This is a genomic window from Cyanobium usitatum str. Tous, from assembly GCF_963920485.1.
In the GTDB taxonomy this organism is placed as follows: Bacteria; Cyanobacteriota; Cyanobacteriia; order PCC-6307; family Cyanobiaceae; genus Cyanobium_A; species Cyanobium_A usitatum_A.
This window is the reverse complement of sequence record NZ_OY986431.1, coordinates 1,234,471-1,258,199: the sequence shown is the minus strand read 5'-3', so window position 1 is coordinate 1,258,199 and position 23,729 is coordinate 1,234,471. Positions and strand designations below refer to the sequence as shown.

At 63.4% G+C, this 23,729-nt stretch carries 23 protein-coding genes and 1 pseudogene; 10 read left to right on the top strand and 14 right to left on the bottom strand.

Translation table 11 applies throughout. The features are described 5' to 3' along the window. Positions 1-25 precede the first annotated feature (25 nt). The 5 genes from U9970_RS06830 to hemH all read right to left on the bottom strand — a co-directional run bounded on the left by U9970_RS06830 (position 26) and on the right by hemH (position 4,363). Positions 26-232 carry a GIVxVP protein gene (locus U9970_RS06830; protein WP_322765894.1) on the bottom strand — a complete coding sequence of 69 codons (207 nt, stop codon included), beginning with the start codon at positions 230-232 and terminating at the stop codon, positions 26-28. 20 nt (positions 233-252) lie between these two features. Further along, a complete protein-coding gene (locus tag U9970_RS06825; protein WP_322765893.1) occupies positions 253-606 on the bottom strand; it encodes a hypothetical protein in 354 nt (117 codons plus the stop codon). 32 nt (positions 607-638) lie between these two features. After that, positions 639-2,411 carry a biosynthetic-type acetolactate synthase large subunit gene (ilvB, locus tag U9970_RS06820; RefSeq protein ID WP_407653107.1) on the bottom strand — a complete coding sequence of 591 codons (1,773 nt, stop codon included), beginning with the start codon at positions 2,409-2,411 and terminating at the stop codon, positions 639-641. 142 nt (positions 2,412-2,553) lie between these two features. Next, positions 2,554-3,177, bottom strand: coding sequence for a M23 family metallopeptidase (locus tag U9970_RS06815; protein ID WP_322765892.1), 624 nt, complete (start codon positions 3,175-3,177; stop codon positions 2,554-2,556). 10 nt (positions 3,178-3,187) lie between these two features. Continuing rightward, positions 3,188-4,363 carry a ferrochelatase gene (hemH, locus tag U9970_RS06810; protein WP_322765891.1) on the bottom strand — a complete coding sequence of 392 codons (1,176 nt, stop codon included), beginning with the start codon at positions 4,361-4,363 and terminating at the stop codon, positions 3,188-3,190. 122 nt (positions 4,364-4,485) lie between these two features. On the opposite strand from hemH, the gene U9970_RS06805 reads away from it, so the two are divergent. From U9970_RS06805 to U9970_RS06785, 5 genes are all read left to right on the top strand, one after another. Then, complete coding sequence (locus tag U9970_RS06805; RefSeq protein ID WP_322765890.1) at positions 4,486-5,778, top strand: site-specific integrase; 1,293 nt, start codon at positions 4,486-4,488, stop codon at positions 5,776-5,778. Beyond that, entirely contained in the window at positions 5,775-6,458 is a 684-nt protein-coding gene (gene cobO / locus U9970_RS06800; protein ID WP_322765889.1) for a cob(I)yrinic acid a,c-diamide adenosyltransferase, read from the top strand. Before U9970_RS06805 ends, cobO begins: the two co-directional genes overlap by 4 nt. 65 nt (positions 6,459-6,523) lie before the next feature. After that, complete coding sequence (gene pyrH, locus U9970_RS06795; protein WP_106502448.1) at positions 6,524-7,231, top strand: UMP kinase; 708 nt, start codon at positions 6,524-6,526, stop codon at positions 7,229-7,231. Between the two features lie 8 nt (positions 7,232-7,239). Continuing rightward, positions 7,240-7,779 carry a ribosome recycling factor gene (gene frr / locus U9970_RS06790; protein WP_322765888.1) on the top strand — a complete coding sequence of 180 codons (540 nt, stop codon included), beginning with the start codon at positions 7,240-7,242 and terminating at the stop codon, positions 7,777-7,779. Further along, on the top strand, positions 7,776-8,942 hold the full coding sequence (locus U9970_RS06785; protein ID WP_322765887.1) for an NAD(P)/FAD-dependent oxidoreductase: 1,167 nt from the start codon (positions 7,776-7,778) through the stop codon (positions 8,940-8,942). The genes frr and U9970_RS06785 overlap by 4 nt, the downstream gene beginning before the upstream one ends. 8 nt (positions 8,943-8,950) lie before the next feature. Here U9970_RS06785 and U9970_RS06780 read toward each other — a convergent pair whose 3' ends face one another. From U9970_RS06780 to U9970_RS06760, 5 genes and pseudogenes are all read right to left on the bottom strand, one after another. Continuing rightward, positions 8,951-9,328, bottom strand: a complete 378-nt coding sequence (locus U9970_RS06780) for a Crp/Fnr family transcriptional regulator (protein ID WP_322765886.1) — start codon at positions 9,326-9,328, stop codon at positions 8,951-8,953. A gap of 83 nt (positions 9,329-9,411) precedes the next feature. Then, positions 9,412-10,389, bottom strand: a pseudogene (locus U9970_RS06775) (transaldolase); the annotation flags it as partial. 116 nt (positions 10,390-10,505) lie between these two features. After that, a complete protein-coding gene (locus tag U9970_RS06770) occupies positions 10,506-12,323 on the bottom strand; it encodes a peptidoglycan D,D-transpeptidase FtsI family protein (protein ID WP_322765885.1) in 1,818 nt (605 codons plus the stop codon). A gap of 13 nt (positions 12,324-12,336) precedes the next feature. Then, positions 12,337-12,810 (bottom strand): hypothetical protein, encoded by a 474-nt coding sequence (locus U9970_RS06765; RefSeq protein ID WP_322765884.1) that lies wholly within the window; start codon positions 12,808-12,810, stop codon positions 12,337-12,339. Positions 12,811-12,876: 66 nt separating this feature from the next. Beyond that, the gene (locus U9970_RS06760; protein ID WP_322765883.1) at positions 12,877-14,292 is read right to left on the bottom strand and encodes a CPBP family intramembrane glutamic endopeptidase; all 1,416 of its coding nucleotides are present in this window, start codon (positions 14,290-14,292) and stop codon (positions 12,877-12,879) included. Positions 14,293-14,375: 83 nt separating this feature from the next. Here U9970_RS06760 and U9970_RS06755 point away from each other — a divergent pair, with 83 nt between their 5' ends. Both U9970_RS06755 and U9970_RS06750 read left to right on the top strand, forming a co-directional pair. Further along, a complete protein-coding gene (locus U9970_RS06755) occupies positions 14,376-15,710 on the top strand; it encodes a histidine phosphatase family protein (RefSeq protein ID WP_322765882.1) in 1,335 nt (444 codons plus the stop codon). Between the two features lie 3 nt (positions 15,711-15,713). Beyond that, entirely contained in the window at positions 15,714-16,994 is a 1,281-nt protein-coding gene (locus U9970_RS06750; RefSeq protein ID WP_322765881.1) for an amidohydrolase family protein, read from the top strand. On the opposite strand, the gene lepB is transcribed toward U9970_RS06750, so the two are convergent. Continuing rightward, positions 16,957-17,724, bottom strand: coding sequence for a signal peptidase I (gene lepB, locus U9970_RS06745; protein WP_407653091.1), 768 nt, complete (start codon positions 17,722-17,724; stop codon positions 16,957-16,959). The genes U9970_RS06750 and lepB overlap by 38 nt on opposite strands. A gap of 77 nt (positions 17,725-17,801) precedes the next feature. Here lepB and U9970_RS06740 point away from each other — a divergent pair, with 77 nt between their 5' ends. Further along, the gene (locus U9970_RS06740) at positions 17,802-19,343 is read left to right on the top strand and encodes a hypothetical protein (protein WP_407653090.1); all 1,542 of its coding nucleotides are present in this window, start codon (positions 17,802-17,804) and stop codon (positions 19,341-19,343) included. Here U9970_RS06740 and U9970_RS06735 read toward each other — a convergent pair. Both U9970_RS06735 and U9970_RS06730 read right to left on the bottom strand, forming a co-directional pair. Beyond that, positions 19,309-19,653, bottom strand: a complete 345-nt coding sequence (locus U9970_RS06735; RefSeq protein WP_322765880.1) for a Spx/MgsR family RNA polymerase-binding regulatory protein — start codon at positions 19,651-19,653, stop codon at positions 19,309-19,311. The genes U9970_RS06740 and U9970_RS06735 overlap by 35 nt on opposite strands. 29 nt (positions 19,654-19,682) lie before the next feature. Beyond that, positions 19,683-20,045 (bottom strand): 2Fe-2S iron-sulfur cluster-binding protein, encoded by a 363-nt coding sequence (locus U9970_RS06730; protein WP_322765879.1) that lies wholly within the window; start codon positions 20,043-20,045, stop codon positions 19,683-19,685. 82 nt (positions 20,046-20,127) lie between these two features. Between U9970_RS06730 and U9970_RS06725 the strand changes: the two genes are divergently transcribed. After that, on the top strand, positions 20,128-20,862 hold the full coding sequence (locus U9970_RS06725) for a class I SAM-dependent methyltransferase (protein ID WP_322765878.1): 735 nt from the start codon (positions 20,128-20,130) through the stop codon (positions 20,860-20,862). A gap of 364 nt (positions 20,863-21,226) precedes the next feature. Here the strand turns inward: U9970_RS06725 and U9970_RS06720 are convergent, their stop codons facing one another. Next, positions 21,227-21,715 (bottom strand): hypothetical protein, encoded by a 489-nt coding sequence (locus tag U9970_RS06720; protein ID WP_322765877.1) that lies wholly within the window; start codon positions 21,713-21,715, stop codon positions 21,227-21,229. Between the two features lie 140 nt (positions 21,716-21,855). Here U9970_RS06720 and U9970_RS06715 point away from each other — a divergent pair, with 140 nt between their 5' ends. Continuing rightward, positions 21,856-23,682, top strand: a complete 1,827-nt coding sequence (locus tag U9970_RS06715; protein ID WP_322765876.1) for a proline--tRNA ligase — start codon at positions 21,856-21,858, stop codon at positions 23,680-23,682. Positions 23,683-23,729 lie beyond the last annotated feature (47 nt).

Here is a 23,729-nt window from a genome sequence, read left to right as displayed (position 1 = left end):
ATCAAACTTGCCATTTGACTGGAGATCAGTCGGCGTCGGAAGACTCTGGTTTGCTCTCCGGTAGGAGTTGGGCCAGTAGCCCAGCCGCCATCAGCAACCCGCCCAAGCTAAGGGCCAGGGTTTTATTGCTCGCCGCGGGGCCCTCACTCCATACCCCCGCGGCCAGGAAGGCACCTCCCAGCAACAGGGAGGGCACCAGCACGATGCCCTTGGCGGTGCGATTCAGACTCATGGGCAGATAGGTGGCCGCATTCAGGCTGCGACGTTGGCACAGTCGGGGTTGCTTTGGGATTCGGCTTGGGCAAGACCAGCCGCGATTAAACCGCTGCCCAGATCTGCTGCTTGGTTTGTGCTGCCACGCACGGGAGCAAGCGGCTGAACCTTTGCCAAAAGCACACCCTGGTTTTGGCCCATCGGCCGCAAATTGACGCGGGTGTGGCGAGGAACGGCTTGGCGAAGCCAGGCCACTGCCTCAGCCTGCTGAGCTTCAGCTACCTCCACACAGGCCAGCTGCACCGTGTAGCTACGGTTTTGGTCGCCCAGCTGCAGCAGGGTTGCCCCCCGCACCTGCAGCACCTCGGCTGCCAAGGCGGCTCCAGGCCACACCAGTAAAACCGCCAGCAATGCGGCGAGCCATCTCAAAGCTTGGCGCCGCAGCTGGGGCAGAACAGGTGGGCACTTTCGGTGGTGCTGCCGCAGGAGTGGCAATGGCGGCTGGTGTCGATAGCCAGCTCCGGATGGGATGGCAACCCCACCATCTGGGCATTGCTGGCGCCGGGGGGCACCATCGGATAGCAGTTCTCGTTGCGGCGCACCTTGACATCGATGAAGGCAGGCCCGGGATGGTCAAGGGCCTCCTGCAGTTGCTGGCGCAGGGTGGCCCGTTCGTCGATGCGTACGCCTCGAACGCCGAAGGATTCCGCTAAGGCCGCGAAATTCGGCATGCCATTGGTCATTTCCGAGGCCGAATAGCGCTCTCCGTAGAAGCTCTCCTGCCACTGGCGCACCATGCCCTGCCAGCCGTTGTTGATCACCACCACCTTCACCGGCAGGTTGTATTGGCTGAGCGTGCCCAGTTCCTGAATGTTCATCAGGATGCTCGCGTCGCCGGCGACACAGATCACCTGCTCATCCGGAAAGGCGGTCTGCACGCCCATGGCTGCGGGCATGCCAAACCCCATCGTGCCAAGTCCCGCCGAGCTGATCCAGCGCCGGGGGCCATTGTGTAGAAACTGGGCGGCCCACATTTGGTGTTGGCCCACATCTGTGGTGTAGAAGGCATCTGGTGCCAGCTCCCTCAGGGCGACAATCACTTCCTGGGGGGCGATATCTCCCTCCGGATCGGGCACCACCAGCGGATAGTTCTGCTTCCAGCTGTCGATGCGCTGCAACCAGGCCTCGGTGCGGCCCTCCGAGCTGTCCTGGGCTGAGGCGGCCAGCAGGGCGGCTAGAGCGGCTTGGACATCGGCCACCAAGGCCACATCTGGTAGGCGGGTTTTGCCCATCTCCGCCGCGTCGATATCGATGTGGATCACCTGGGCCCGGGGCGCAAAGCCATCCAGCCGGCCGGTGACCCGGTCGTCGAAACGGGCACCGGTGGCAATCAGCAGATCGCACTCGGTGACTGCGAAATTGGCGTAGGCGGTGCCGTGCATGCCGAGCATGCCCACCGATTGGGGGTGCTTCTCGTCGAAGGCTCCCTTGCCCATCAAGGTGGTGGTGACCGGCAGGCGGAAGCGTTCGGCCAGCTGTTTCACGGCGTCATGGGCACCGCTGCTGATGGCGCCGCCACCGACGTAGAGCAGGGGGCGACGGGCTTGGCGGATCAAGGCCAGGGCCGCGGCAACGGCCACGGGGTCGGGGCTGGGTGGCAACTTGAATCCCGCTGGAATCGCCGAGCCCGGAGCCACTGGCGAGTAGTCAAATTCCTCGAGGCCGACGTCCTTGGGTACGTCGATCAGCACCGGGCCGGGCCTGCCACTGGCTGCGATCAAAAAGGCTTCGGCCACGATTCGGCCGATATCGCGGGGATCGCGCACCACCCAGGAGTGCTTCACGATCGGCAGGGTTATGCCGAAGATGTCTGTTTCCTGGAAGGCATCGGTGCCAATCGAGGCCCGCGGCACCTGCCCGGTGATCACCACCATCGGCACCGAATCCATTTGAGCCGTGGCGATGCCGGTGACCAGGTTGGTGGCTCCGGGCCCCGAAGTTCCAAAGCAGACGCCAACTTTGCCTGTGGCTCGGGCGTAGGCATCAGCCGCATGGGTGCCGCCCTGCTCATGGCGCACCAGGATGTGCTTCAACCAGCCCCGGGCCTCGGCCTTGTGCAGCTCGTCGTAGATCGGCAGGATCGCGCCTCCGGGATAGCCAAAGATGTGGCGCACTCCATGGCGATGCAGGGCATCCATCAGGGCATAGCCGCCGTTTACTCGCTGAGGAGCAAAAGCTTCGGCGGCGTTGTCATCACCACTGATTGTGGCGGTAGCGGACTGGGCCGCAGAGGCGAGGGGCGTCAGCGTCACGGCTGCTGCAGGCCAATCAAATTGGCGGTTAACGGATTACGGCAACCCTAGTTGCCGGCGGCGCTTTCGGGGCAATTGCCCGCCCGGTTTGCTGGCGCCTGCCGGCTGCCATAGCTCGCAGGATCTGGGCAGGGTCTAGCCAGCGCCCGCCATGGCGCATGCCCCAATGCAGGTGGGGACCAGTAGTGCGGCCGCTCATGCCCACATGGCCGATCAGTTGGCCCGTGCGTACGCCCTGGCCCTGGCGCAGCAGCACCTGACCACTGCTGTAGGTGCCGCCTGAAACTCGCCCGGACAGATGGCAGTAGATGTGCTCGTAATCGCCCGACCGAATCACCAGCCCCAAGCCGCAGCCTCCGTCGTTGATCACGTCCTGCACTGAGCCAGCCCACCAGTTGCGGATCGGCGATCCCATGGGCGCTGCGATGTCCAGGCCGTAATGGGGCTCCACCCGACCCCAGGGGCCGGTGCGGGTACCGAAATGGCTGGTGTAGGTCAGGAAGCTGGTGACGGGAAAAACCCCCATCTGCCAGCGACTCTGGGCCAGCCCCGCCGAGCTGGACAGCAATAGGCAGGCGCTGCCGCTGAATGCGACCGCCGCTGAGATCAGTCCGCTCTGCATTAGTAGGCCCTGCATTAGACGGGCCTGCATTAGACGGCGTTCAGAGCAGGCCCAGCGCATGCAGGGGTCCCTTGCCACTGAGTAGTTCCACCAAGAAAGCGGAAAATCCCACCATCGCCAAGCGCCCATTCCAAACTTCAGAGCTGTTGTTCCAGCCCCAGGCCCATTTGTCCTGGGGATAGAGCTTCACCTTGCTGGGCAATTCGGCGGCCTGGTCGAGGTTCACCTCGGGCCCGGCCATGGCCTGCTGCACGAGATCGGCCAAGCCTTTGATGAAGGCCGGGGTGGTGTCTAGGGCTGGTACGCGCCGGAAATTGATGATGCCTGCCTCGGTCGCTATCTCCCGGTATTCGATATCGATCTCTTCAAGGGTCTCAATGTGCTCGCTGACGAAACTGATCGGCACCACCACCAAATCCTTGATGCCAGCGGCGCCGAGATCCTGCAGGGCATCGTCTGTGTAAGGCCTAAGCCACTCCACCGGACCTACCCGGCTCTGGTAGGCCAGCGTGAAGGGATTGGCGAAGCCCAGATCATGACCAAGTCGCTCCATGATCAGCTGGGCGCAGGCTTGGATCTCTTTTTGGTAGGGATCGCCCGCCTCCTCCACGTAGCTCTTAGGCACCCCGTGGGCACTAAAAAACACATGGGCTTTTGAGGGCTCGGGGCAAGCCTGGATTTCGCGGGCAATCAGGCCGGCCATGGCACCCACGTAGCCGGGGTCGTCGTAGTAGCTGCGAATGCAGCGGATCGGCAGCCGCGAAAAGCCACTGTCGGCCTGGCGCAACCGCTGCAGCTCGCGGAAACTCGAACCGCTGGTGCTGATCGAGAAGTGGGGGTAAAGGGGCAGTACCACCACCTCCTCAACCCCGTCGGCCTTGATGTCGGCCACAGCCGACTCGGTGAAGGGATGCCAGTAGCGCATCGCCACGTAGCTGGTGGCTTCGATGCCGCGAGTGCGCAGTTCGCTCTGGAGTTCGCGGGCCTGTTGCTCGGTAATACGCCGCAGTGGTGAACCACCACCGATGGAGCGGTACGCCTCCTGGGACTTGCCAGCTCGCAGGGTACTAATCAACCAGGCCAACGGTTTTTGAAGGGCTGGATTGGGCAACCGAATGATTTCCGGATCGGAAAACAGGTTGTAAAGAAACGGCCCAACGTCCTGGATACGCTCGGGTCCACCGAGGTTCAGCAGCAGCACGCCAACTTTGGCCATGCCCTCTTTCCACGCGGCTCAGTGGCTGTGAGCGTAACGCTGCCACTCCTCCCCTAGCGACCAAGGCGCAGGATCGATAAGGTCAAGTTCTGTGCTGGAACGTCAGCCTCTGTGCTGGGCCCATGGCAAAAGCAGCGGTGGAGCTGGATCTGGCTGGGGCAGGTGCCAGCTCAGCAGATGCCACTGAAGCCTTGTCCAACTTGCAGATCGGCCTCGCCCAGGCAAACCAGGCCCTAGCCCAGGCCGGTGTCTCCTTGCGCATAGAGCTGCGCGGCCAAAGGTTGGGCCTGCGCGGGCCCCTTCCCTGTCGCCGGGGCTCGGGCCGCCACCCGGTGCAGCGCATCAGTCTCGGGCTGCCTGCCGATTCTGCTGGTCTTGAGCTGGCTAGGGAGCGGCTTAAAGAGGTGTTGCGTCAGCTGCAGCAAGGGCGCTTCGCTTGGAGTGCCTGGGGGGTTCAACAAGCTCAGCCACCTTCACCTTCACATTCACCTGCATGGTTGCCGGCAGCTAATCAGCCCGCCGCGGGGGATTTGCTGGGGCTGGCAGCTTTTGAAGCAGCGTTTTTTGCCGATCCCCGCCGCCGGCGCAACCCTGCCGGTTCTCGCACCACCTGGAGCAGCGCCTACCTGCCCTACCTGCGGCGCCTGGCGGCCGTTGCGGCCGAGCGCGACCTGCCCTTGTGCCTGCCCCTACTCGAGATGGCGCTAGAGAGCTACGCCGCCAGCAGTCGCAGCCGCCAGCAGTGCGGTACGGCCCTGGCCGCCCTGGCTCGCCACTTTGAGCTCGACCTGCCCGATAACTGGAGTGAGAGGGCTGCTGGTTATGGCCTACATGCGGCCCAGTTCCGACGGCTTCCGGGTGATCCTCAGATTTTGTTGTGGGCCGAGCAGATCCCCAATCCGGCCTGGCGCTTGGCCTACGGCTTGATGGCCACCTACGGCTTGCGCAATCACGAGGTGTTCTTCTGCGATCTTTCGGCCCTTGCCCCTGGTGGTGACCGGGTGATTCGGGTGCTGCCCACCTCCAAAACCGGTGAACATCAGGTGTGGCCGTTCCAGCCCGATTGGGTGGAGCATTTCGGCTTGGAGCAGCTGGGGGGCTCCCAGCCGCCCCTGCCAGCGGTGGCAACCGACCTGCGCCACACGACCCTGCAGCAGGTGGGCCGCCGGGTGGCTGAGCAGTTTCGCCGCTACGAGTTGCCGATCACCCCCTACGACCTGCGCCATGCCTGGGCGGTGCGAACCATTCATATCGGCCTGCCAGACACGGTTGCGGCCCGGATGATGGGCCACTCGGTGGCTATTCATACCCGCACTTATCACCACTGGATCACCCGGCGCGACCAGCAGCAGGCGGTGGATGCGGCCCTGGCCCGTCACCGCCAGAGTGGCGGCACCGCTTTGCTAACTCCGTGAATCAGCACCCCAGCGATCAAGCCTCAAGCCTTGATGCGGCCGCGGCGGAGCTGGGTCCCGGCGGTGATCTGGCGCCAGAAGCTGATCAGGACGGCTATCGCCGCCGCATGGCCCGTCGCAAGGAGGTGCAGCAGCAGCGGGTGGGTGAGCGCAACTTGGAAAAGGGCCTGGTGCTGGTATTCACCGGCGATGGCAAGGGCAAAACCACGGCGGCCCTTGGCCTGGCGCTGCGCACCCTGGGCCATGGCGACCAGGTGGCGGTGGTGCAGTTCATCAAGGGGGGCTGGCAGCCCGGGGAGGCAAAAGCCCTGGAGCTGTTTGGCGAGGCGCTGCACTGGCACGCCCTGGGCGAAGGCTTCACCTGGGAAACCCAAGACCGCGAACGCGATCGTCAGCTGGTGCAGCAGGCCTGGGAGCAGTCGTTGGTCTACCTCGCCGATGCCAGTCGCAAGCTGGTGGTGCTCGACGAGGTAAACGTGGCCCTCAAGCTGGGTTACCTGGGGATTGAACAGGTGCTTGCCGGACTGGACCTGCGGCCGGAGCTCACCCACGTGGCCCTAACGGGCCGGGGCGCGCCTCCGCAGCTGCTGGAGCGGGCCGACCTGGTGACCGAAATGAAGCTGGTGCGCCACCCCTTCAGGGAGCAGGGGGTGAAGGCTCAACGGGGGATTGAGTTCTGAGCCTGGCCGCGGCGGCAGGTTAATTCGCAAGCCCGTTGCTACGCTCCGGCAGATCAGGGGTATCAATGGGCTTCAAGCGCGTTCTCCTCAAGCTCAGCGGCGAAGCGCTGATGGGTGAGCAGGGCTATGGCATCGATCCTGAAATCGTGCAGTCGATTGCTTCCGATGTGGCTGCCTGCGTTGCCGGTGGCACCCAACTGGCGATCGTGGTGGGCGGCGGCAACATCTTCCGCGGCCTGAAGGGATCGGCCGCTGGCATGGATCGGGCCACCGCCGACTACGTCGGCATGCTGGCCACGGTGATGAATGCCATCACCCTTCAGGACGGCCTGGAGCGGGCCGGTGTGCCCACCCGGGTGCAGAGCGCCATCTCGATGCAGGAGGTGGCCGAGCCTTATATCCGCCGTAAGGCGATCCGCCACATGGAAAAGGGCCGGGTGGTGATCTTTGCTGCCGGCACCGGCAATCCTTTTTTCACCACCGACACCACCGCTGCCCTACGGGCTGCTGAAATCGGCGCCGATGTGGTGTTCAAGGCCACCAAAGTGGATGGTGTCTACAACAAGGATCCCAATAAGCACGCCGATGCGGTGCGCTTCGAGAGTCTCTCCTTCCTGGAGGTGCTCAGCTCCGAGCTGGAGGTGATGGACGGCACCGCCATTGCCCTCTGCAAGGACAACTCCATTCCAATCGTGGTTTTTGACCTGTTCGGCCCCGGCAATATCGGCCGCGCCGTGGCCGGAGACCCGATTGGTACCCGTATTCACCCCTGACGCCAGCCATGGATTTGGAAGCCAGCATGCGCAAGTCGTTGGAATCGACCCAACGCACCTTCAACACCATCCGTACCGGTCGAGCTAACCCCTCCCTGCTCGACAAGATTTCCGTGGAGTACTACGGCTCCGAAACGCCACTGAAATCCCTCGCCACCATCTCCACCCCCGATTCCCAGACGATTCAGATCCAGCCCTTTGATGGCGGTTCGATGGGCCTGATCGAAAAGGCCATCTCCATGAGTGACCTCGGTCTCACCTGCAACAACGACGGCAAGGTGATCAGGATCAACATCCCACCCCTCACCGAAGAGCGGCGTAAGGATTTCTGCAAGCTGGCTGCCAAATATGCCGAGGAGGGCAAGGTTGCCCTGCGCAACGTGCGCCGTGACGCCATCGACAGGGTTAAAAAGCAGGAAAAAGACGGCGATCTCTCCGAAGATCAGAGCCGTGACGAGCAGGAGAAGGTGCAGAAGCTCACCGATAAATTCATCGCTGAGCTTGAGAAGCTTCTGGTTACTAAGGAAGCTGACATCCTCAAGGTGTGACCAGCTCGCCGGCTGGCGTGGCTGATGTGGTGGTGGTCGGCGCTGGTGCAGCCGGCTCTGCTGCTGCCTTCCACCTAGCCGCTGGCGGTTTAGAGGTGCTACTGCTGGAGCGAGCCAGCTTCCCCCGATCCAAGCCTTGCGGTGGTGGCATGGCGGCCTCGATGCAGGGGCTGTTTCCCTTCGATCTAAGCCCTGCCGTTGATTCGGTGATTGACCAGGTGCGCTTCACCTGGTGCCTGGGCGACCCGGTTACGGCGGTTCTGCCCGGTGATTCCCCTTTCTGGATCGTGCGCCGCTCCGTGCTCGATGCCTATTTGGTGGAGCAGGCCCAGGCCTCTGGAGCCACTTTCCTGACTGGGGTGGCCGTGGAGAGCCTGCAGCGCGCAGGCGATTGCTGGCAGCTTCAGGCCCGCGCTCCGGAGGGGAAACCGCTGCAGCTACAGGCCCGGGCCGTGGTCATCGCCGATGGCTCAGGCTCCCTTTTGGCGGCCCGTCATGGCCTTGGTCCAAGCCAGCCCCGCTACGCCGAAACGGTGTCGGTGGAGGTGGATTGCGAGGTGAGCGACCCGAGCACGGCCCGCTTTGAATTTGGTCTGGTGCGCCACGGTTTTTGCTGGACCTTCCCTCGCAAGGGCGGCTACAGCATTGGCGTGGGCACCTTCATTGGCCGAGACCCCGCCAATGCCGAGGCGGTGCTCAGCCAGCTGCTGCCCAGCCTCGGCCTGACGCCGCAGGCCGGCGTTCGCCAGCCTGGCCGCCTGCGCATCTGGGATGGCCACCACCCCTTGCATGGCCAGGGTGCCAATGCCGGCTTGGTGGTGGTGGGCGATGCCGCCTCCCTCTGCGACCCCTTCCTGGCCGAGGGGCTACGGCCTGCCCTGATCAGCGGCTGCCGGGCCGCCGAAGCGCTGATTCCCTGGCTGGCCGGTGATAGTCAAGCCCTGGTGGGCTACACCAATCGCATGCGGGCTGAATGGGGCGCCTCGATGGCCTGGGGCAAGCGCATCGCCCAGGTGTTCTACCGGGTGCCGCGGGTTGGCTACCAACTCGGCATAAAGCGGCCAACGGCTCCCCAGCGCATAGCCCAGATCCTTTCCGGCGAGATGGGCTATGGCGATATCGCCCAGCGTGTGATCCGGCGACTGCTGTTTCAGCGCAATTGAAGCTCGGCTCAGATCTTGGTGCAGTCCTTGAGTTGGCGCAGCCGCTGGTCGATTGATCCCAGCAGCTCAATCGCAAACATCGGCGATTCCTGCACGGCAAACAGGAATTTTTCCCGGTTCATCACCAGCACCTTGCAGGCGGTTAGGGCCTTGGCATTGCCGTAGCGGCGGTGATCACTGGTCACCAGGGCCCCTGCCCCGAAAACATCGCCGGCGTTGATCTGTTCGTGGCCTTGGTCGCCGTTCCAGCTCAGTTCGACCGATCCTTCAAGTAGGCCAAACATGCAGTCACCAGCCTCGCCAGAGCTGAAAATCAGCTCTCCAGGCTCAAGCTGGACCACCTCACCATTGCTGGCCAAGGCGCGCATGGTGTCGAGGGCGTTCACGAGGCCGCTATCAAGTACTTAGTTGTCAGTGTGGCCCAGCTCGGTTAAGCCTGGTTCAAGCCGGTTCCCACCAGGACAGCAGCGCCTTCCAGCTCTCCAAGGCGCTGGGCTAGCTGGGCCTCCAGGGTTTCGATCGCCTTGCAGAAACCACGGATGCCCTCATCGAGTTTCTCGGTGGCCATTGGATCGGCGGCCAGCATCTGACGGAAATGATCTTCGTCGAGGTGGATCTGGGCGTCGGTGGGGGCGGGGTCGAAGGCGTTGAGCTTGCGCTCTAGCTCGCCATCGGTGTGGCGCAGCTGATCAAGCAGGGCTGGCGAAATCGTCAGCAGGTCGCAACCGGCCAGCTCGATGATCTCTTCAATGTTGCGGAAGCTGGCCCCCATTACCTCCGTCTTGTAGCCGTAGGTCTTGAAGTAGTTGAAGATTTGGGTTACGGAGATCACACCGGGATCTTCTGGACCGGGATAGCCATCGCGGCCGCTGCTCTTTTTGTACCAATCGAGGATCCGCCCCACAAAGGGAGAAATCAGGGTGACGCCGGCCTCCGCGCAGGCGACGGCTTGGGCGAAGCCAAACAGAAGGGTGAGGTTGCAGTGGATACCTTCCCGTTCCAGTTGTTCAGCTGCGCAAATACCTTCCCAGGTGGAGGCCACCTTGATTAATACCCGGTCGTTGCTGATGCCGGCTTGGTTGTATAGGCCTATGAGTTTGCGAGCCTTGGTGATCGTTGCCTCGGTGTCGTAACTGAGGCGGGCATCAACTTCAGTGGAGACTCGTCCCGGCACGATCTTGAGAATCTCCTTGCCGAAGGTGATGCAGATCTCATCGAGGGCTTCGCGCACCACCGCATCGGCGCCGGCGTCGGCACCCATCGCCTGGCGCGACTCCTGCAAGGAGAGATCGATCAGATTCTGGTAGGTGGGGATCTGGGCGGCCGCCAGGATCAGCGATGGGTTGGTGGTGGCGTCGCGGGGCGTGAATTGCTTGATCGCGTCGATGTCACCGGTGTCGGCGACCACCACGGTCATGGCGGCGAGTTGGTCGAGCAGGTTGGCCATTGGCTGGAGGAGGGGGGCTGATGGCGGAGCATCTACCCGGATTGCACCCACGCTAGCCAGCGTTTTCGGGATATCCCAGCGGCGATGCCCTTCCTTGAGGGAACGGCCACAGGCGCTCAGGCGCGGTGCTTAGCGACTGTTTTCTGCAGCTCCTTGGGGTGGGAAGGGGGGATCCGCTCCAGCACCAGCAGGGCATCGATGATCTGGCGCGCTACTGGAGCTGCCACCGTGGAACCGAAGGTGTTGCCCCCCTTGGGCTCATCCACCACCACCAGCACCACGTAGCGGGGATCGTCGATGGGCAGGTGGCCCACAAAGCTGGTGATCAAGGCACCTGGGATGTAGACACCACGTTCAGCCTTCTGGGCGGTGCCGGTCTTGCCGCCGATGCGGTAACCGGGAATCTTCATACCCAGGTCGCTGCTGTTGTCCACCACCGATTCCATCCAGGCCATCACCGTGCGGGTGACATCGGGATCAAGCAACTGAAGACCACTGCCTCCGGGTGCGCTGGCTAGGGCATCGCCGGAGCGCAGGCCGCGGGTGATGTGGGGACTCACCAGCCGGCCGCCGTTGGCAAGCATGGCGTGCAGTTGCAGCAACTTCAGCGGGGTGAGGGAAAACCCCTGGCCAAAGGCGGCGACAGCAGGTTCGATCGCTTGGCCGGTGAAGTCCTTGCGCGACTTGAGCTCACCGGCCACCGCCCCAGGCAGGTCGGTGTCGGGGGTTTCGTCGATCCCCATCGTGCGCAGCCAGTGCCAGAAGCGATCGCGCTTCACCTGGGCCATGGCCTTCACCATGCCGACGTTGCTCGACACCTGCAAAACGGTGGGGAAATCGATTAAGCCGTTAGCCCGTTTGTCGTGGTTGAAGATCGGCCAGCCGCCGATGCTGAGCTGGCCTGTGTCGGCAACGCGGCCATTGGCCTTAATGGCTTTTTCCTGCAGGGCCACCGCCAAGTTGATCGGCTTGAAGGTGGAGCCAGGTTCGTAGAGGTCCTGCACCGACCATTCGCGGAACAGCCCCGGATTGAAGGTCCAGAACTTATTGGGGTCGTAGGTGGGTGTGGAAACCAGCGCCAGCATTTCGCCATTGCGCACGTCCATAACCATTGCCGCGCCGCGCTTGGCGTTCCACTTCTTCACCTGCTTTGCTAGGGCCTGAAGGGCTACCTGTTGCAAACGGGCGTCAAGGGTGAGTTGCAGGCGCAGGTCGTCGCCGTAGAGGGAACCTGCCGTTAGGCCGGCGGGAAGAGGGGTGCCATCAGCGCCGCGGCGCATCTGCAGGGCTGTCTCCTGGCGCTTGAGATCACTGTCGCGGCTTTGCTCCAGGCCAGCCTGAGGAACGCGTTCCAGGTTGAGAAAACCCACCACGTTGGCGAAAAGGGAGCCCTGGGGATAGATCCGGTGTGGATAGGCCTCTAGATCGAGCCCACTTATGCCCAGTTGCCGAACCCGTTCAGCAGTTTCGGGGTCGAGGTCGGTGCGCAGCTTCACGCCGCTGGGCCGACCTGCCATGGTTTGCAGCAGGGCTGGCTTGGGCTGGGCGATTACGGCCGCCAGCCTGCCGGCTACCTCATCTGCCGTACGGATCTTCTGGGGGTCGTCCCCTGGGAAGTTGAAATAACGGGGATGGGCCCAGAGCGTGAAGCGCTGCTCATCGAGAGCTACAAGACGGCCATTGCGATCGACGATCGTGCGCCGCTTGCCGATGGGCTTGGTGGTTTGGGTCTGGATGGCATGGGCCCGGGTCTGCAGGTTGGTGGCATCCACCACCTGGAGCCAGGCCAGCCGACCCGCCAGGCCAACTAAACCGGCACAGAGCAAGCCGTAGACAGCGAGCAGGCGTCCAGCGGGTACCGGTTGGATAGGTATCACCCGTTGCTGGGAGCTGCGAGGAGCCCGAACCGGACCGCGCTGACGGCTGCTGTTCATTGAATTATTGCCATCAGTAGCCCGCCCGGATCTGGCGCAGGGGCAGGCTGCTCAGCAGGGGCAAGCCGGATGCGCCTGAGGGCACGCTCGGGGCCGGCAGGTAGATGAGTTTTTCGCTACTGGTGGGTACCAGCCAGCCGGGTCGCTTCACGGCGCCAAGGTGGTGCTGTTCGAGCAGGGCGGCTGATTCCTGCAGCTTGTGCTCCAGCACCTGGGACGACTCCATCTGCTGATAGCTCACACCCCATTGGTTTTGCCAGTGCAGGGTTAGGGCACTGAGGGCAAGCATGCAGATTCCCAGACCAGCCAGGGTGCCATCGGTGGCCCTGTGCAGGTTGGAGATCCAGGGTGCGCGCCGTTCCAGTTTGCGCCCCGAGAGCGAACCTTGGATCAGCTTCAGCGTGCGTTGCTGCAGCTTGCGACTTGGATTTGCCCCTGCAGTCACGCTGCGCTCTGGAGCCTGCCGGGGCGAAAGGGAGGCAACCAAGGGAACGGGCAATGCACTGCGCGATTGAACCATCCTTGGCGCCTGCCAGCAATAGCTGGCTGGCGCTTAGCCAGCAAGTAACAACAAATTGGCAAAGGTGAGGCCATTCCAGAGGCTGTGCATCAGCACGCTGGGCCCGAGCCGTCCGCTCTGCAGCCGGAGCCAGCCCAGCCCTAGCCCCAACACAAATAAAGGTGGTAGTTCTCCCAAGCTGAGGTGGGCGATACCGAAAAGCAGGGCGCTCACCACCACGGCAGCCAGCCCGCCCCAGCGCTGGGCCAGCACCGGCAGCAGCACCCCCCGGAACAGGGTTTCCTCAAATAAAGGTGCCAGCACCATGGCCGTGATGGCGAAACAGAGCAGGGCAAGGGGATTGGCGCTGTTGAGCACGAGCTCAAGCAGGGGATTGCTGCCGCCGGGATCGCCAACCAAACGCTCCAGCAGCCATCCCACCAGGGCTACCAGCGGTAATACCAGCAACACCTGCAGCAAAGCTCGGCGCAGCGCACTGGCCAGCGGCCGCCAGTGCCACTGCAACCAGCCCCCCTGGGGCTTGGGGCCAAGCGATCGCAGCTGGCTCCACAACAAGACAAGTGGCGCTGCCATCAGGCCGCTGTATAGCCCCAACACCAGCAATCCCTGTTGCAGGGCCGGCTGACTGGCCAACGGCTTGAGCAGCCCCTGCAGCAGCGGCGCCAGCACTAGGGGCATCACCAGCTCGCCCAGCACCACGAATCCGCCAGCGATCAGCAGGGTCACCTCCGCCAGGGTGAGGGGCGGCCCTACCAGGGGGGCGGGCGGAGCTGCCTTGCCGCGCCAGCGCAGCCAAAGTTCCCGCAGCAGCAGGGCCGAGCCCAGTAGCAGCAGTAGCACCGGCAGTACGGCGGTTCCGAATAGGCGCAGCACTGCTACCTGCTGGGCGGCGCGATCTCCACAAGCAGCTTGGGGATCGCTTAGGGCTTGGCAGACCAGTTGACTGCTCAGGGGAGACAGGCCCCAGCCCTTAAGTAGTTGCTCCTGGGCCGCTTGCTCTGGGGCGCTGGTGGCGGCTGTGGATGCTGGTTCGAGCAGGGCCTTGAGCAGCAGGCGCTGCTCAGGTGGCACCTGCTGGTTTAGCTCTTGCAGCCGCTCTCGTGCTGCACTCTCCTGGCCAGCCTCAAGCTCAAGTAGGGCCAGTTGCAGCTCTTGCCGCGGTGCGGGCGGCACGGGATTGCCATCCAACTGTTTCTGCAGATCAAGGCGCAGGGCCTCGAGGGGCTGGGCGCCGGTGAGGGCTTGGCGCAGGCCAGCCGGCAATCCTGGTGCTGCCAGGGCGGTCAGCTCCAGTTGGCGCAGCTGCAGGGAATTGCCTACAGATGGCCTTTGCAGGCTGTCAACCAGGCCAGTGATCCAAAGCAGGCCACTGAGCACCAGGCTCAGCAGGGCAAGTCCAGTGGTCCATCGAGAGCTCTGGCGGGGTTGCGGGGGGGGACTGGCGTTCAAACGCAGGCCCTCCAGGGCGCACCGATGTGGGGATTCTGGCCCGCACCCCTCCCATACGATGGGATCTGAGCAGCGACGAGCCCGTGCCCCTTCGGATTGTGTTGGTGCGCCATGGGCTGAGCAGCTTCAATGTGGAGCATCGAATCCAGGGCCGCGACGACCTGTCGAGCCTCACGCCAACTGGCCAGAGCCAGGCCTGTGCCACAGGGGCGGCCCTGCGGGATCTGACCTGGGCCGCTGCCTACTGCTCCCCCTTGCGGCGGGCCGCTGAAACCGCCCGACTGCTCCTGGCCGAGCAGGGCCAGGACCTGGTTGCCGAACAGGCGGAAGGGCTGCTGGAAATTGATCTGGCCCCCTGGAGCGGTCTGCTGCGAGAGGAGTTGCGGGAGCGCTATCCCGAGCAGGAGCAGCAGTGGCGCCAGGCCCCGGAGTTTCTTGAGCTGCAGCGCCCCGACGGCAGCGCTTACCTGCCTTTGCCAGAGCTGATGGCCCAGGCCCAGCAGTTCCGCCATTTGCTGTTTGATCGCCATGCCGCCGCGCTAGCCGACGATCAGGCCCCTCCCCAGACCGTGCTCGTGGTGGCCCACAACGCCATCTTGCGTTGCCTATTGCTTGCCCTGTTGGAGCTGCCCCTCAGCGGCTTCCGCCGGCTGCGGGTCGACAACTGTTCCATCTCTGTACTCAATGTCAGCAAGGGCGGCGTCCAGGTGGAGTCGCTCAATGGGGTGGCCCACCTTGGTGAGCCCCTGCCCCCTAAAGCTGCAGGCGCCCGACTGCTGTTGGTGCGTCACGGCGAAACCGACTGGAACCGAGAGGGTCGCTTTCAGGGCCAGATCGACATTCCCCTCAATGCCAACGGACGCTCCCAGGCCGAGGCCGCTGGCAGCTTTCTCGCCCCGGTGAGCATCGATCGCGCTTACACCAGCTGCATGGCCAGGCCGCGCCAGACGGCTGAGGCAATCCTCTCTAGCCATCCTGGTGTGCCCCTCACCAGCAGCACCGGCCTAGTGGAGATCGGCCACGGCCTCTGGGAAGGATGCTTGGAGCAGGAGATCGCCGCAGGGTGGCCCCAGCTGCTGGCCGATTGGAAGCGGGCACCCCACACCGTGCAGATGCCTGAGGGGGAGACCCTCCAGGAGGTGTGGGACCGCTCTTTAACCACCTGGGCTCGCATCGCTACCAGCCTCCGCGCCGATGAAACGGCCCTGGTGGTGGCCCACGACGCGGTCAACAAGACCATCCTGTGCGGGCTGCTGGGCCTGCAACCCGCTGACATCTGGGCCATTAAGCAGGGCAATGGCGGTGTCACGGTGATTGATTACCCCGAGGGTCCGGCTGGCCGTCCTGTGGTGGCCGCCATGAACCTCACCCCCCATCTTGGAGGCGTGTTGGATCGCACCGCCGCCGGTGCTCTTTGAATTTTGACGCTTCCCCTCTGGCTTCACCAGGTTCAGCTGCTCACCGGTCCTGGCCAGCCGCTCACTAGCGCAGATGCCCTGATCGATAGGGGTGGCGAGCTGCTCCTCTGGGGCGAAGGGGCCAGCCAGCGGGCCCAGGCCCTTGGCCTCAGCCCCACAGACGCCCGCTCCTGGCTGCTAGCCCCAGTGCTGGTTGACCCCCACAGCGTGCTGGAGCAACCTTGCGGCGGGCGAGCGGAAGATCTGGCCAGCTTGGCGGCCGCCGCTGCTGCTGGCGGCTACGGCACCGTGGCCCTACTCCCCTGGGCTACTCCCTGGCGCGATCGACCGGAGCGGCTTGGCCTGGGGTGGGCTGAGCCGATGCAATTACTGCTTTGGGGCAGTTTCAGCTTGGAGGGTGCCGATCAGGAGCTGGCCCCCCATGCCGATCAAATCGCTGCCGGTGCTATTGGATTGGCCTGCTCTGAGCAGCAGCCACCGTTGGCTTTGCTGGAGCGGGGCCTGCTGCTGGCGGAGATGGGCAGCCGGCCCGTGCTTGTGGCCCCCCGCGATGCCGGCCTTAGCTGCGGTGGCTTCGTGCGCGAGGGGGTTGATGCTCTGAGGGCGGGCTGGCCCCTTGATCCGGAGCTCAGCGAAACCCTGCCGCTGCAAAGCCTGCTCAGCCTGGCTCAGGCTCGTTCGGCAGTGGCTATGCGGCTGATGAACCTATCCACGGCCGCTGGGGTGGAGCTACTGGCCCAGGCCCCAGGGCGGCCCCTGGCCAGCGTCAGCTGGTGGCACCTGCTAGCTGATAGCGGCAATCTCCACCCCACCGAGGAGGGCTGGCGCCTGCAGCCCAGCTTGGGAACTCCCGCTGATCGCCTGGGCTTGCTCGCTGGCCTAGAGCAGCGGCTGCTTACGGCCGTGGCCGTGCACCATCTGCCCCTTGATGCGGAAGAGCAGCTGCTTCCCCTCGATCAGCGGCGGGCTGGAGTGGCCGGCCATGGCGCCCGCCATGGGCTTGTGCTGCCGCTGTTGTGGCAAGAGCTGGTGCAGCGCCGTGGCTGGAGCGTGGAACTGCTCTGGCAGGCCCTGAGCTGGGGAGGCTCCGAGTTGCTTGGGCTGCCCCCCGAGCAATTAAGCCAGGGGACTCGCCGCTGGCTGCTGTTCGACCCCCAGCAACCCTGGAGCTGGCAGCGGGGTGAGTCCTTGTCGATGGCAGCCAACCAGCCTCGATTGGGCCAGTCGGTATGCGGGGCCGTGCGGGCTACCGGCCTGCAGCCGGCAGATCACTGGAGCTTGTGACGCCAAGGGCACCGGTTTGGTTGAAGGGGTAAAAACGCCAAAAGGCCCGACCGATTATTTCGCTTTCGGGCAGGAACGCTCCCCCGGGCCAGAAGCGGCCATCCCAGCTGTTGGATCGGTTGTCGCCCAGGGTGAGCACGTGACCAGCTGGAACGACGGCATTCAAGGTTCGGCAGGGACCCATGCCCTGGCTATCTACGGGGCAATCGCCCTGGACATACGGCTCGGCCAGCCGCTGGCCATCGATGAACACATGACCCCTTGGATCCACCACCACCCGCTCACCGGGCAGGGCTACAACCCGCTTGATGTAGGCGTCGCAGGCAGGATTGGCAACCCCGGGCAGGCTGCCCAGGAGCGGCAGGTTCACTAGCAGGCAACGCAGGGGATTGGAGCTTGATCCAGCCGCCAGCACCGGGTCAAAGCGGTGGGGCGAATGGAATACGACGATCTCGCCGCGGCGCGGCGAGCGCTGGCGATAGCTCAGCTTTTCCACCAGAAGGCGGTCCTGAAGCTGCAGCCCTGGCAGCATCGAACCCGAGGGGATATAGCGAGCTTCCACCAGAAACTGGCGAATACCTAGTGCCACTGCCAGGGTGATCAGCACGCTGCGCCAGAAGGCCCAAGGGCTCTCTTGGGGCGCCTGTTCGGGCTGGATCAGGGAGGGGTTGGGACTGCCGCCATCCTGATTGACAACCTGACCACTCTCTGGACTTTTGGAAGGGCTCAAGACAGCAGATCTCCTTTGTTCAGGTTCACCGAACCAGACAGGGCAGATTAGGCACAACCACCACCCCGCCAAAGCCCATGGCGTCCCCTCGCTGGCAAGATCGCACCAAGTCGGCATCGGCTGAGCCAGTGGGCCGCTGGATGCTGGGGTGGGACCGCTTTGTGGCGGTGTGGGCCAGCGTCAACCTGCTGTGGGTGGCCTTCGATATCACCTACGTGCCGCTGCGCACCTTCTGGCTGCAGCGCAACCTCTACCCGATCCCCTCGGTCCCCCTGGTGGTGCCCCTCCGCTTCATCCCGGATCTCACCCCCCTGGTAGATCCGATCAAGGGCATTGAGCCCCACCGGGAGACCCAGGCCTACCTAGAGCAATTTCGCCAACTCGATGCAGCCCTGCTATCCCTACCTGCCGGCCAGGCACCCCAGCCCCGCCAGGTGCTGCTGCTGAATCGTCAGGCCCAACTCACGGCCCAGCTGATCGATAGCAATCCATTTCTGGCTTCTGAGGCCTCGGGAACCCTGGAGAAGATCAAAAATCGCTTGCGGCAGCGAGCCGACCGGGATTCCGCTCGACAAGCCTCCAGCCTGTTGCTGAGTCCAGAGCGGATACAAACCAGCGGCTGGAGCCAGGAGCGGCTCTTCTGGAACGACCAGGTGCTGCCGCTGGTGGCCACCAACTACTGGCGCTCGATCGATGAAAACGGCCGACCCACAGACCACTTCTGGCGCATCGACCTGCTGCTGTTTCAGAGCGTCTTTGTTCTGGATATTTTGTTGCGGCTGATCCTGCTGCGGCGCCGGCTGCCGGGCCTCAGCTGGGGTGATGCCCTGTTGCGCCGTTGGAGCGACCTGCCCCTGCTGCTGCCCTTCTGGCGCTGGCTGCGGCTAGTACCGGTTCTGGAGCGCCTGCAAACCTCCGGCTTGGTCAATTTTGAGCCGCTGCGGGCCGTGGTGAGCCGGGGGGTGGTGGCGCTGCTGGCGGTGGAGCTGTTTGAAGTGCTGTCGCTGCAGATCCTCGATGGCACCCAGGGTTTGATTCGCTCGCGGCGCTGGCCCCAGCGGCTGCGAGCCCTGCGCAGCCATCAGAGCGTGGCCAGCAGCAGCGACGAGCGGGCGCTGGTGGAGCTGGTGAGGATCTGGGCGCCGCTGCTGCTGAGCCGGGTGGCACCGAAGCTCGCGCCGGAGCTGCAGGGTTTGCTGGGATACAGCCTGCGTCAAAGTCTCGAGCGCACCGTGGTGCCGGCACCGCTGCGCCAGTTGCAGCCGCTGCTCCAGGTCGAGACCGGCATCAGTCGCCAACTAGCGAGCGGCATGGTCGACAGCCTTCTTGAGCTTTCCCGCAGCACTGGCAACCAGCTTTCCCGCCGCGATGACGTGCAACTCGATTTACTGCAGCGGTTCATCGACCGGTTCTGGGAGGAGCTGGCCGCGGCCCTCGAGAGCGGCTCGGCCCTAGAGCGCTCCCAGGAGCTGCTTTGCACCTTGATAGACGGCGCCAAGGGCACCTATCTCAGCCAGATCAACAGGGCCGGAATCGAAGCCCTGATTCAAGAGCTCGACCAGTTGATGACCGCCCCTGGCCCCGCTAGCCCAGAAGATCCAGCCACTCCGGCTCCTTGAAGCCGGTGAGGATGCGCCCGTCGTTTGCAACCAGAAAAGGCCGCTTGATCAATTTGCCGTCAGCGGCAAGCGCTGCCAGGGCGGCCTGGTCGTCCATGGCCTGCACCGCAGCAGCTCCCAAGGCCCGATAGCTCTGCCCACTGGTATTGAACAGGCGCTGCCTGCCAAGCTGGGCCAAGGCCTGCTCAAGTTCGGCGATGCTGGGCGGCTGCTCGGTGATGTCCAGCGTTTCGGCAGCTAGGTGCCGGGCTGTCAGCCAGGCGATTGCCTTACGACAGGTACTGCAGCGGGGATAGCTGTAGAGCTTCATCCGGAGCTACGGATTGGGGTGCCGGCCGCTTATTTGATGCCGATTAGGGACTTCAGGGCACCCACCAGGCTGTTTGAACCCTGGCCAACGGCGTTGGTCGGCTTGGTGCGCAAGGTGACGTCGCCGTTGACGCTGGTGCGGCAGCTGAGGCGGAAATTGGCTGGACGATCAGAGAGGTAAACCTCTTCGACATCGCTGCGGGGGGAAAGGTTTTGCATGCCCTCGATCACCTCCATAACGCAGGTGCCGCACTGGCCGATGCCACCGCAGTTGTTGACGTTGTTGAGCCCTTTGTATGGGTTGATGCCCGCATCCAGGGCGGCCTTGCGGAGATTGGCACCTTCGATGCAACCGACCGTCTGGCCTTCCTGTTCAAAACGGATGGTGGGCACGGTCGAGCTGGGGGAATGGGCGCCGCCCAACTTAGGTCACGCCCGTCCCGATGCCTAGCATCGGAACCTTCGCGAACGAGCTGTGTCAACGCCCCTCAGTTCCGACCTGCCTCTTGGTTATGACCTGCCTCTTGGTTATGACCTGCCTCTTGGTTATGACCTGCCTCTTGGTTATGACCTGATAGTCCAGCAGCTGATTCCGGGATACGCCAGCCTGGCTCGACTGGCGGTTGCCCTGCTGGCTGCTTCGCCCCGGGCCGGCAGCTCTGGTGCAGCTGTGCTGGTGGCGGGCTGCGGCACCGGAGCAGAGCTGGTGGAGGCAAGGGCCCAGCGCCCGGACTGGCAGCTCACCGCAATCGATCCCTCCGCTGAGATGCTCGCGGCTTCTCAAGAGCGGCTGGGTGTCGAGTCGATCAGCTGGCGTCAAACCACGGTCGAGGACCTCAACGCCGACGGCTGTTTTGCTGGCGCCCTGTCCGTGCTGGTTTTGCAGTCCTTGCCAGACGATGGCAGCAAGCTTGCATTCCTTACGGCCCTTGCCCGCAGCCTTGAGCCTGGTGGCCAACTCGTGCTGGTTGATTTGATGGCGCCGGAGCGATCAGCCCTGCAAAGCCAGGTGGAGGCAGCCTGGATGGGTTTCCAACGGGCTAGTGGCCTCAACGCTGATCATCACGATTTGGCGCCTCTTACCCAAGGCCTCCATCCGATTGGTGAAGCGCGGCTAACGGCTCTGGTCAACGCGGCTGGCTTTGGAGATCCGGCCAGGATCTTTCAGGCTCTCGGCTATGAGGGCTTTCTGCTGCAACGCCGCCCCTGAGCCCTCGAAGCTCGGGGCCGAATAGCTGAAGGGTCGTCCAGCGACAACCATGGCTAGCGGCACCACCGCCGTGGCCAGGGCGATCAGGCTTCCCAGCAGGCCTGAAAGGGCTTGGGGGCCCGTACTGAATGGATCCTCGCCCTGCTCATCAAGGTCGCGCTCTGGCGCGCTCGCTTCAGCAAGATGGGCGATGGAAGAGGGTTTGGAATCTCGGGGAACTGAATCCATAGCGATGGGAAAGGGCGCATAAGGGCACCGAGTCCACTCAGAAATTCAAAGGAACTTTTTTAATTCTGGCACTGTGGCTCAGAAATTGGGGGTCAAACAACTATTTACTTACTCGTTCAACTATCAATGCCGATGTTTAGGCGGCAGGGCGGGAGCCTTGATCGTGTTGATCACGGCGGGCACTCAGGTCCGTGGGGCGGCCATCGAGATGGTCCAGGCGCAATCGGATCGAGCGCAGCTCTTCAAGGATTGAACCCAACAATTGTTGGGTGGCAGTGGAGGGTGAGTTGAGTACCTCAACCGTTACCTCCTTGATCCGCAGCACGTCGCGGGCAAAGCGGGCCACCTCGTTGGGGTGGAACATCAGCGGATCCTTTTGATCGCTGCGGTATTCCGGATTCAACTTGCGGGCGTTGAAAGGCGGATTGAGATTGCGGGGATCTGTATTTGTATAACGGTATACAGATGCCCGAGAACGGTTAAGAGCCCTTTGGACCTCATCAATACCGATTAGGCCTTCAGCGATCTCGGCGGATCCCGGATCTGCAGGTTCGGCCTCGGCTACAAGCCCACCAGGTAGCCCAATTGCCCCCAATCCATTTGCAGAACTGGGTTGGGGTGGCATGAGACGGCTTTTGGACTAACGGGATCAGTCCGAGAACATAGCAGGGGTTTTGAAGGCAAACAGCAGCGGTGGTCACCCCCTTACCGGCTCCTCTGGCTGGGTGTCGGTGATAGGTTCCGCCCTCATCGAAAGCTCCTGCCATGCGCGTCTCCCGCCTGATGCTGGTGACGCTCCGCGACGATCCGTCGGAGGCTGAGATTCCCTCTCACAAGTTGCTGCTGCGCGCCGGCTACATCCGCCGAGTGGCCTCGGGCATCTACGCCTATCTGCCCTTGATGTGGCGGGTGCTCCAGAAGGTTTCCCGGGTGGTGCGTGAGGAGATGGACGGCACCGGAGCCCTCGAAACCCTGTTGCCCCAACTTCAGCCGGCGGAGTTGTGGCAGCGCAGCGGCCGTTGGGCCGGCTACACCGCAGGGGAGGGCATCATGTTTCACCTGGAGGATCGTCAGGGGCGTGAGTTGGGGCTGGGGCCTACCCATGAGGAAGTGATCACATATCTGGCCGCCGATCTGTTGCGTTCTTACAGGCAGTTGCCCGTCAATTTGTATCAGATACAGAGCAAATTCCGCGATGAGATTCGTCCCCGCTTCGGCTTGATGCGTGGTCGCGAATTCATTATGAAAGATGCCTACTCCTTCCATGCCAATGAGGAGTCCTTGCGGCAAACCTACGCCGCTATGGATGGTGCCTACAGACGAATCTTTGCCCGTTGTGGTTTGCGAGCCGTCGCGGTGGAAGCCGACAGCGGTGCGATTGGTGGATCGGCAAGCCAAGAATTCATGGTTACGGCTGAGGCCGGTGAGGATTTGATTCTGGCTAGTTCCGATGGGGCCTACGCCGCCAACCAGGAGCGGGCTGTTTCGTTAGCTGCTGACCCAATTCCCCTACCGGGTGGACCGCGGGCTGGCGGCACGGGTGAACCTTGGGCCACCCCTGGCCAAAGCAGCATTGAAGATCTCTGCGCCGGCCATGGCATTGAGCCCTGTCAAACCGTAAAGGTGTTGATGTTGTTGGCCCGTTTTGAAGATGAAAGCGCCCAGCCCCTGCTGGTGAGCCTGCGGGGCGATCAACAGCTCAACGAAGTCAAGCTGGCCAATGCAGTCACGGCCCGCTGCTCGGCGGAGCACGGGGCGCTATTGGACATTTCCCCAATTACTAAGGAGGCCGCGGCCAGCGAAGGGCTGCTGCCCTTGCCTTTTGGCTTTATGGGTCCCCACCTAGCCGATGGGCTGCTGAGCGATTCCGGTCACTGGAGCAAGCATTTCTTGCGACTAGCTGACAGCACCGCTGCTGAGCTCAGCTCCTTTGTTTGTGGTGCCAACAGCACCGATATCCACCTGTTAGGCGCGGCCTGGGGATCCCTCTGCCCCTGCCCTGAGAGCCTTGATCTGCGGGCCGCCCAACCAGGTGATCGCTGCCAACACGACCCCTCCCAGCAGCTCCAGGCCAGTCGGGGCATCGAGGTGGGACACATCTTTCAGCTGGGCCGCAAATATTCAGAGGCCCTTGAGGCCCGTTTCACCAATGAGGCTGGCTCGGAAGAAGCCCTGTGGATGGGCTGTTACGGCATCGGTGTGTCCCGGTTGGCCCAGGCGGCTGTTGAGCAACATCACGATGGCAATGGCATCTGCTGGCCCGTATCAATTGCGCCCTTCGAAGTGATCGTGGTGGCGGCCAATTGGGCCGAGGCCGAGCAGAGCAGCTTGGCTGAGCAGCTCTATCTGCGTCTCCAGGAAGCAGGTGTAGATGTATTGCTGGATGACCGCAGTGAGCGGGCTGGAGTGAAGTTTAAGGATGCCGATCTGATTGGTATTCCCTGGCGGGTAGTGGTGGGTCGCGGCGCGGCGGATGGTCTGGTGGAGTTGGTGGAGCGCTCCAGCAGCAGTAAGCGCGATCTACCGGCCATTGAGCTGCTTGAGACCCTGCTGCCCAGCTTGGCAAGCCAGCGCATGGGCCTGCCTGGCTGAAGGGCCCCTGAGGCGGCTTCTAGGATCGGGAGATTCGCATTTCACCC

What these genes read in the sequence shown, in the direction of transcription:
- U9970_RS06830 (WP_322765894.1), bottom strand. Translation starts at nt 232, where the DNA reads ATGAGTCTGAATCGCACCGCCAAGGGCATCGTGCTGGTGCCCTCCCTG.
- ilvB (WP_407653107.1), bottom strand. Translation starts at nt 2,411, where the DNA reads ATGGATGCCCTGCATCGCCATGGAGTGCGCCACATCTTTGGCTATCCC.
- U9970_RS06815 (WP_322765892.1), bottom strand. Translation starts at nt 3,177, where the DNA reads ATGCAGGCCCGTCTAATGCAGGGCCTACTAATGCAGAGCGGACTGATC.
- hemH (WP_322765891.1), bottom strand. Translation starts at nt 4,363, where the DNA reads ATGGCCAAAGTTGGCGTGCTGCTGCTGAACCTCGGTGGACCCGAGCGT.
- U9970_RS06805 (WP_322765890.1), top strand. Translation starts at nt 4,486, where the DNA reads ATGGCAAAAGCAGCGGTGGAGCTGGATCTGGCTGGGGCAGGTGCCAGC.
- pyrH (WP_106502448.1), top strand. Translation starts at nt 6,524, where the DNA reads ATGGGCTTCAAGCGCGTTCTCCTCAAGCTCAGCGGCGAAGCGCTGATG.
- frr (WP_322765888.1), top strand. Translation starts at nt 7,240, where the DNA reads ATGGATTTGGAAGCCAGCATGCGCAAGTCGTTGGAATCGACCCAACGC.
- U9970_RS06770 (WP_322765885.1), bottom strand. Translation starts at nt 12,323, where the DNA reads ATGAACAGCAGCCGTCAGCGCGGTCCGGTTCGGGCTCCTCGCAGCTCC.
- U9970_RS06740 (WP_407653090.1), top strand. Translation starts at nt 17,802, where the DNA reads ATGGCGTCCCCTCGCTGGCAAGATCGCACCAAGTCGGCATCGGCTGAG.
- U9970_RS06735 (WP_322765880.1), bottom strand. Translation starts at nt 19,653, where the DNA reads ATGAAGCTCTACAGCTATCCCCGCTGCAGTACCTGTCGTAAGGCAATC.
- U9970_RS06720 (WP_322765877.1), bottom strand. Translation starts at nt 21,715, where the DNA reads ATGCCACCCCAACCCAGTTCTGCAAATGGATTGGGGGCAATTGGGCTA.
- U9970_RS06715 (WP_322765876.1), top strand. Translation starts at nt 21,856, where the DNA reads ATGCGCGTCTCCCGCCTGATGCTGGTGACGCTCCGCGACGATCCGTCG.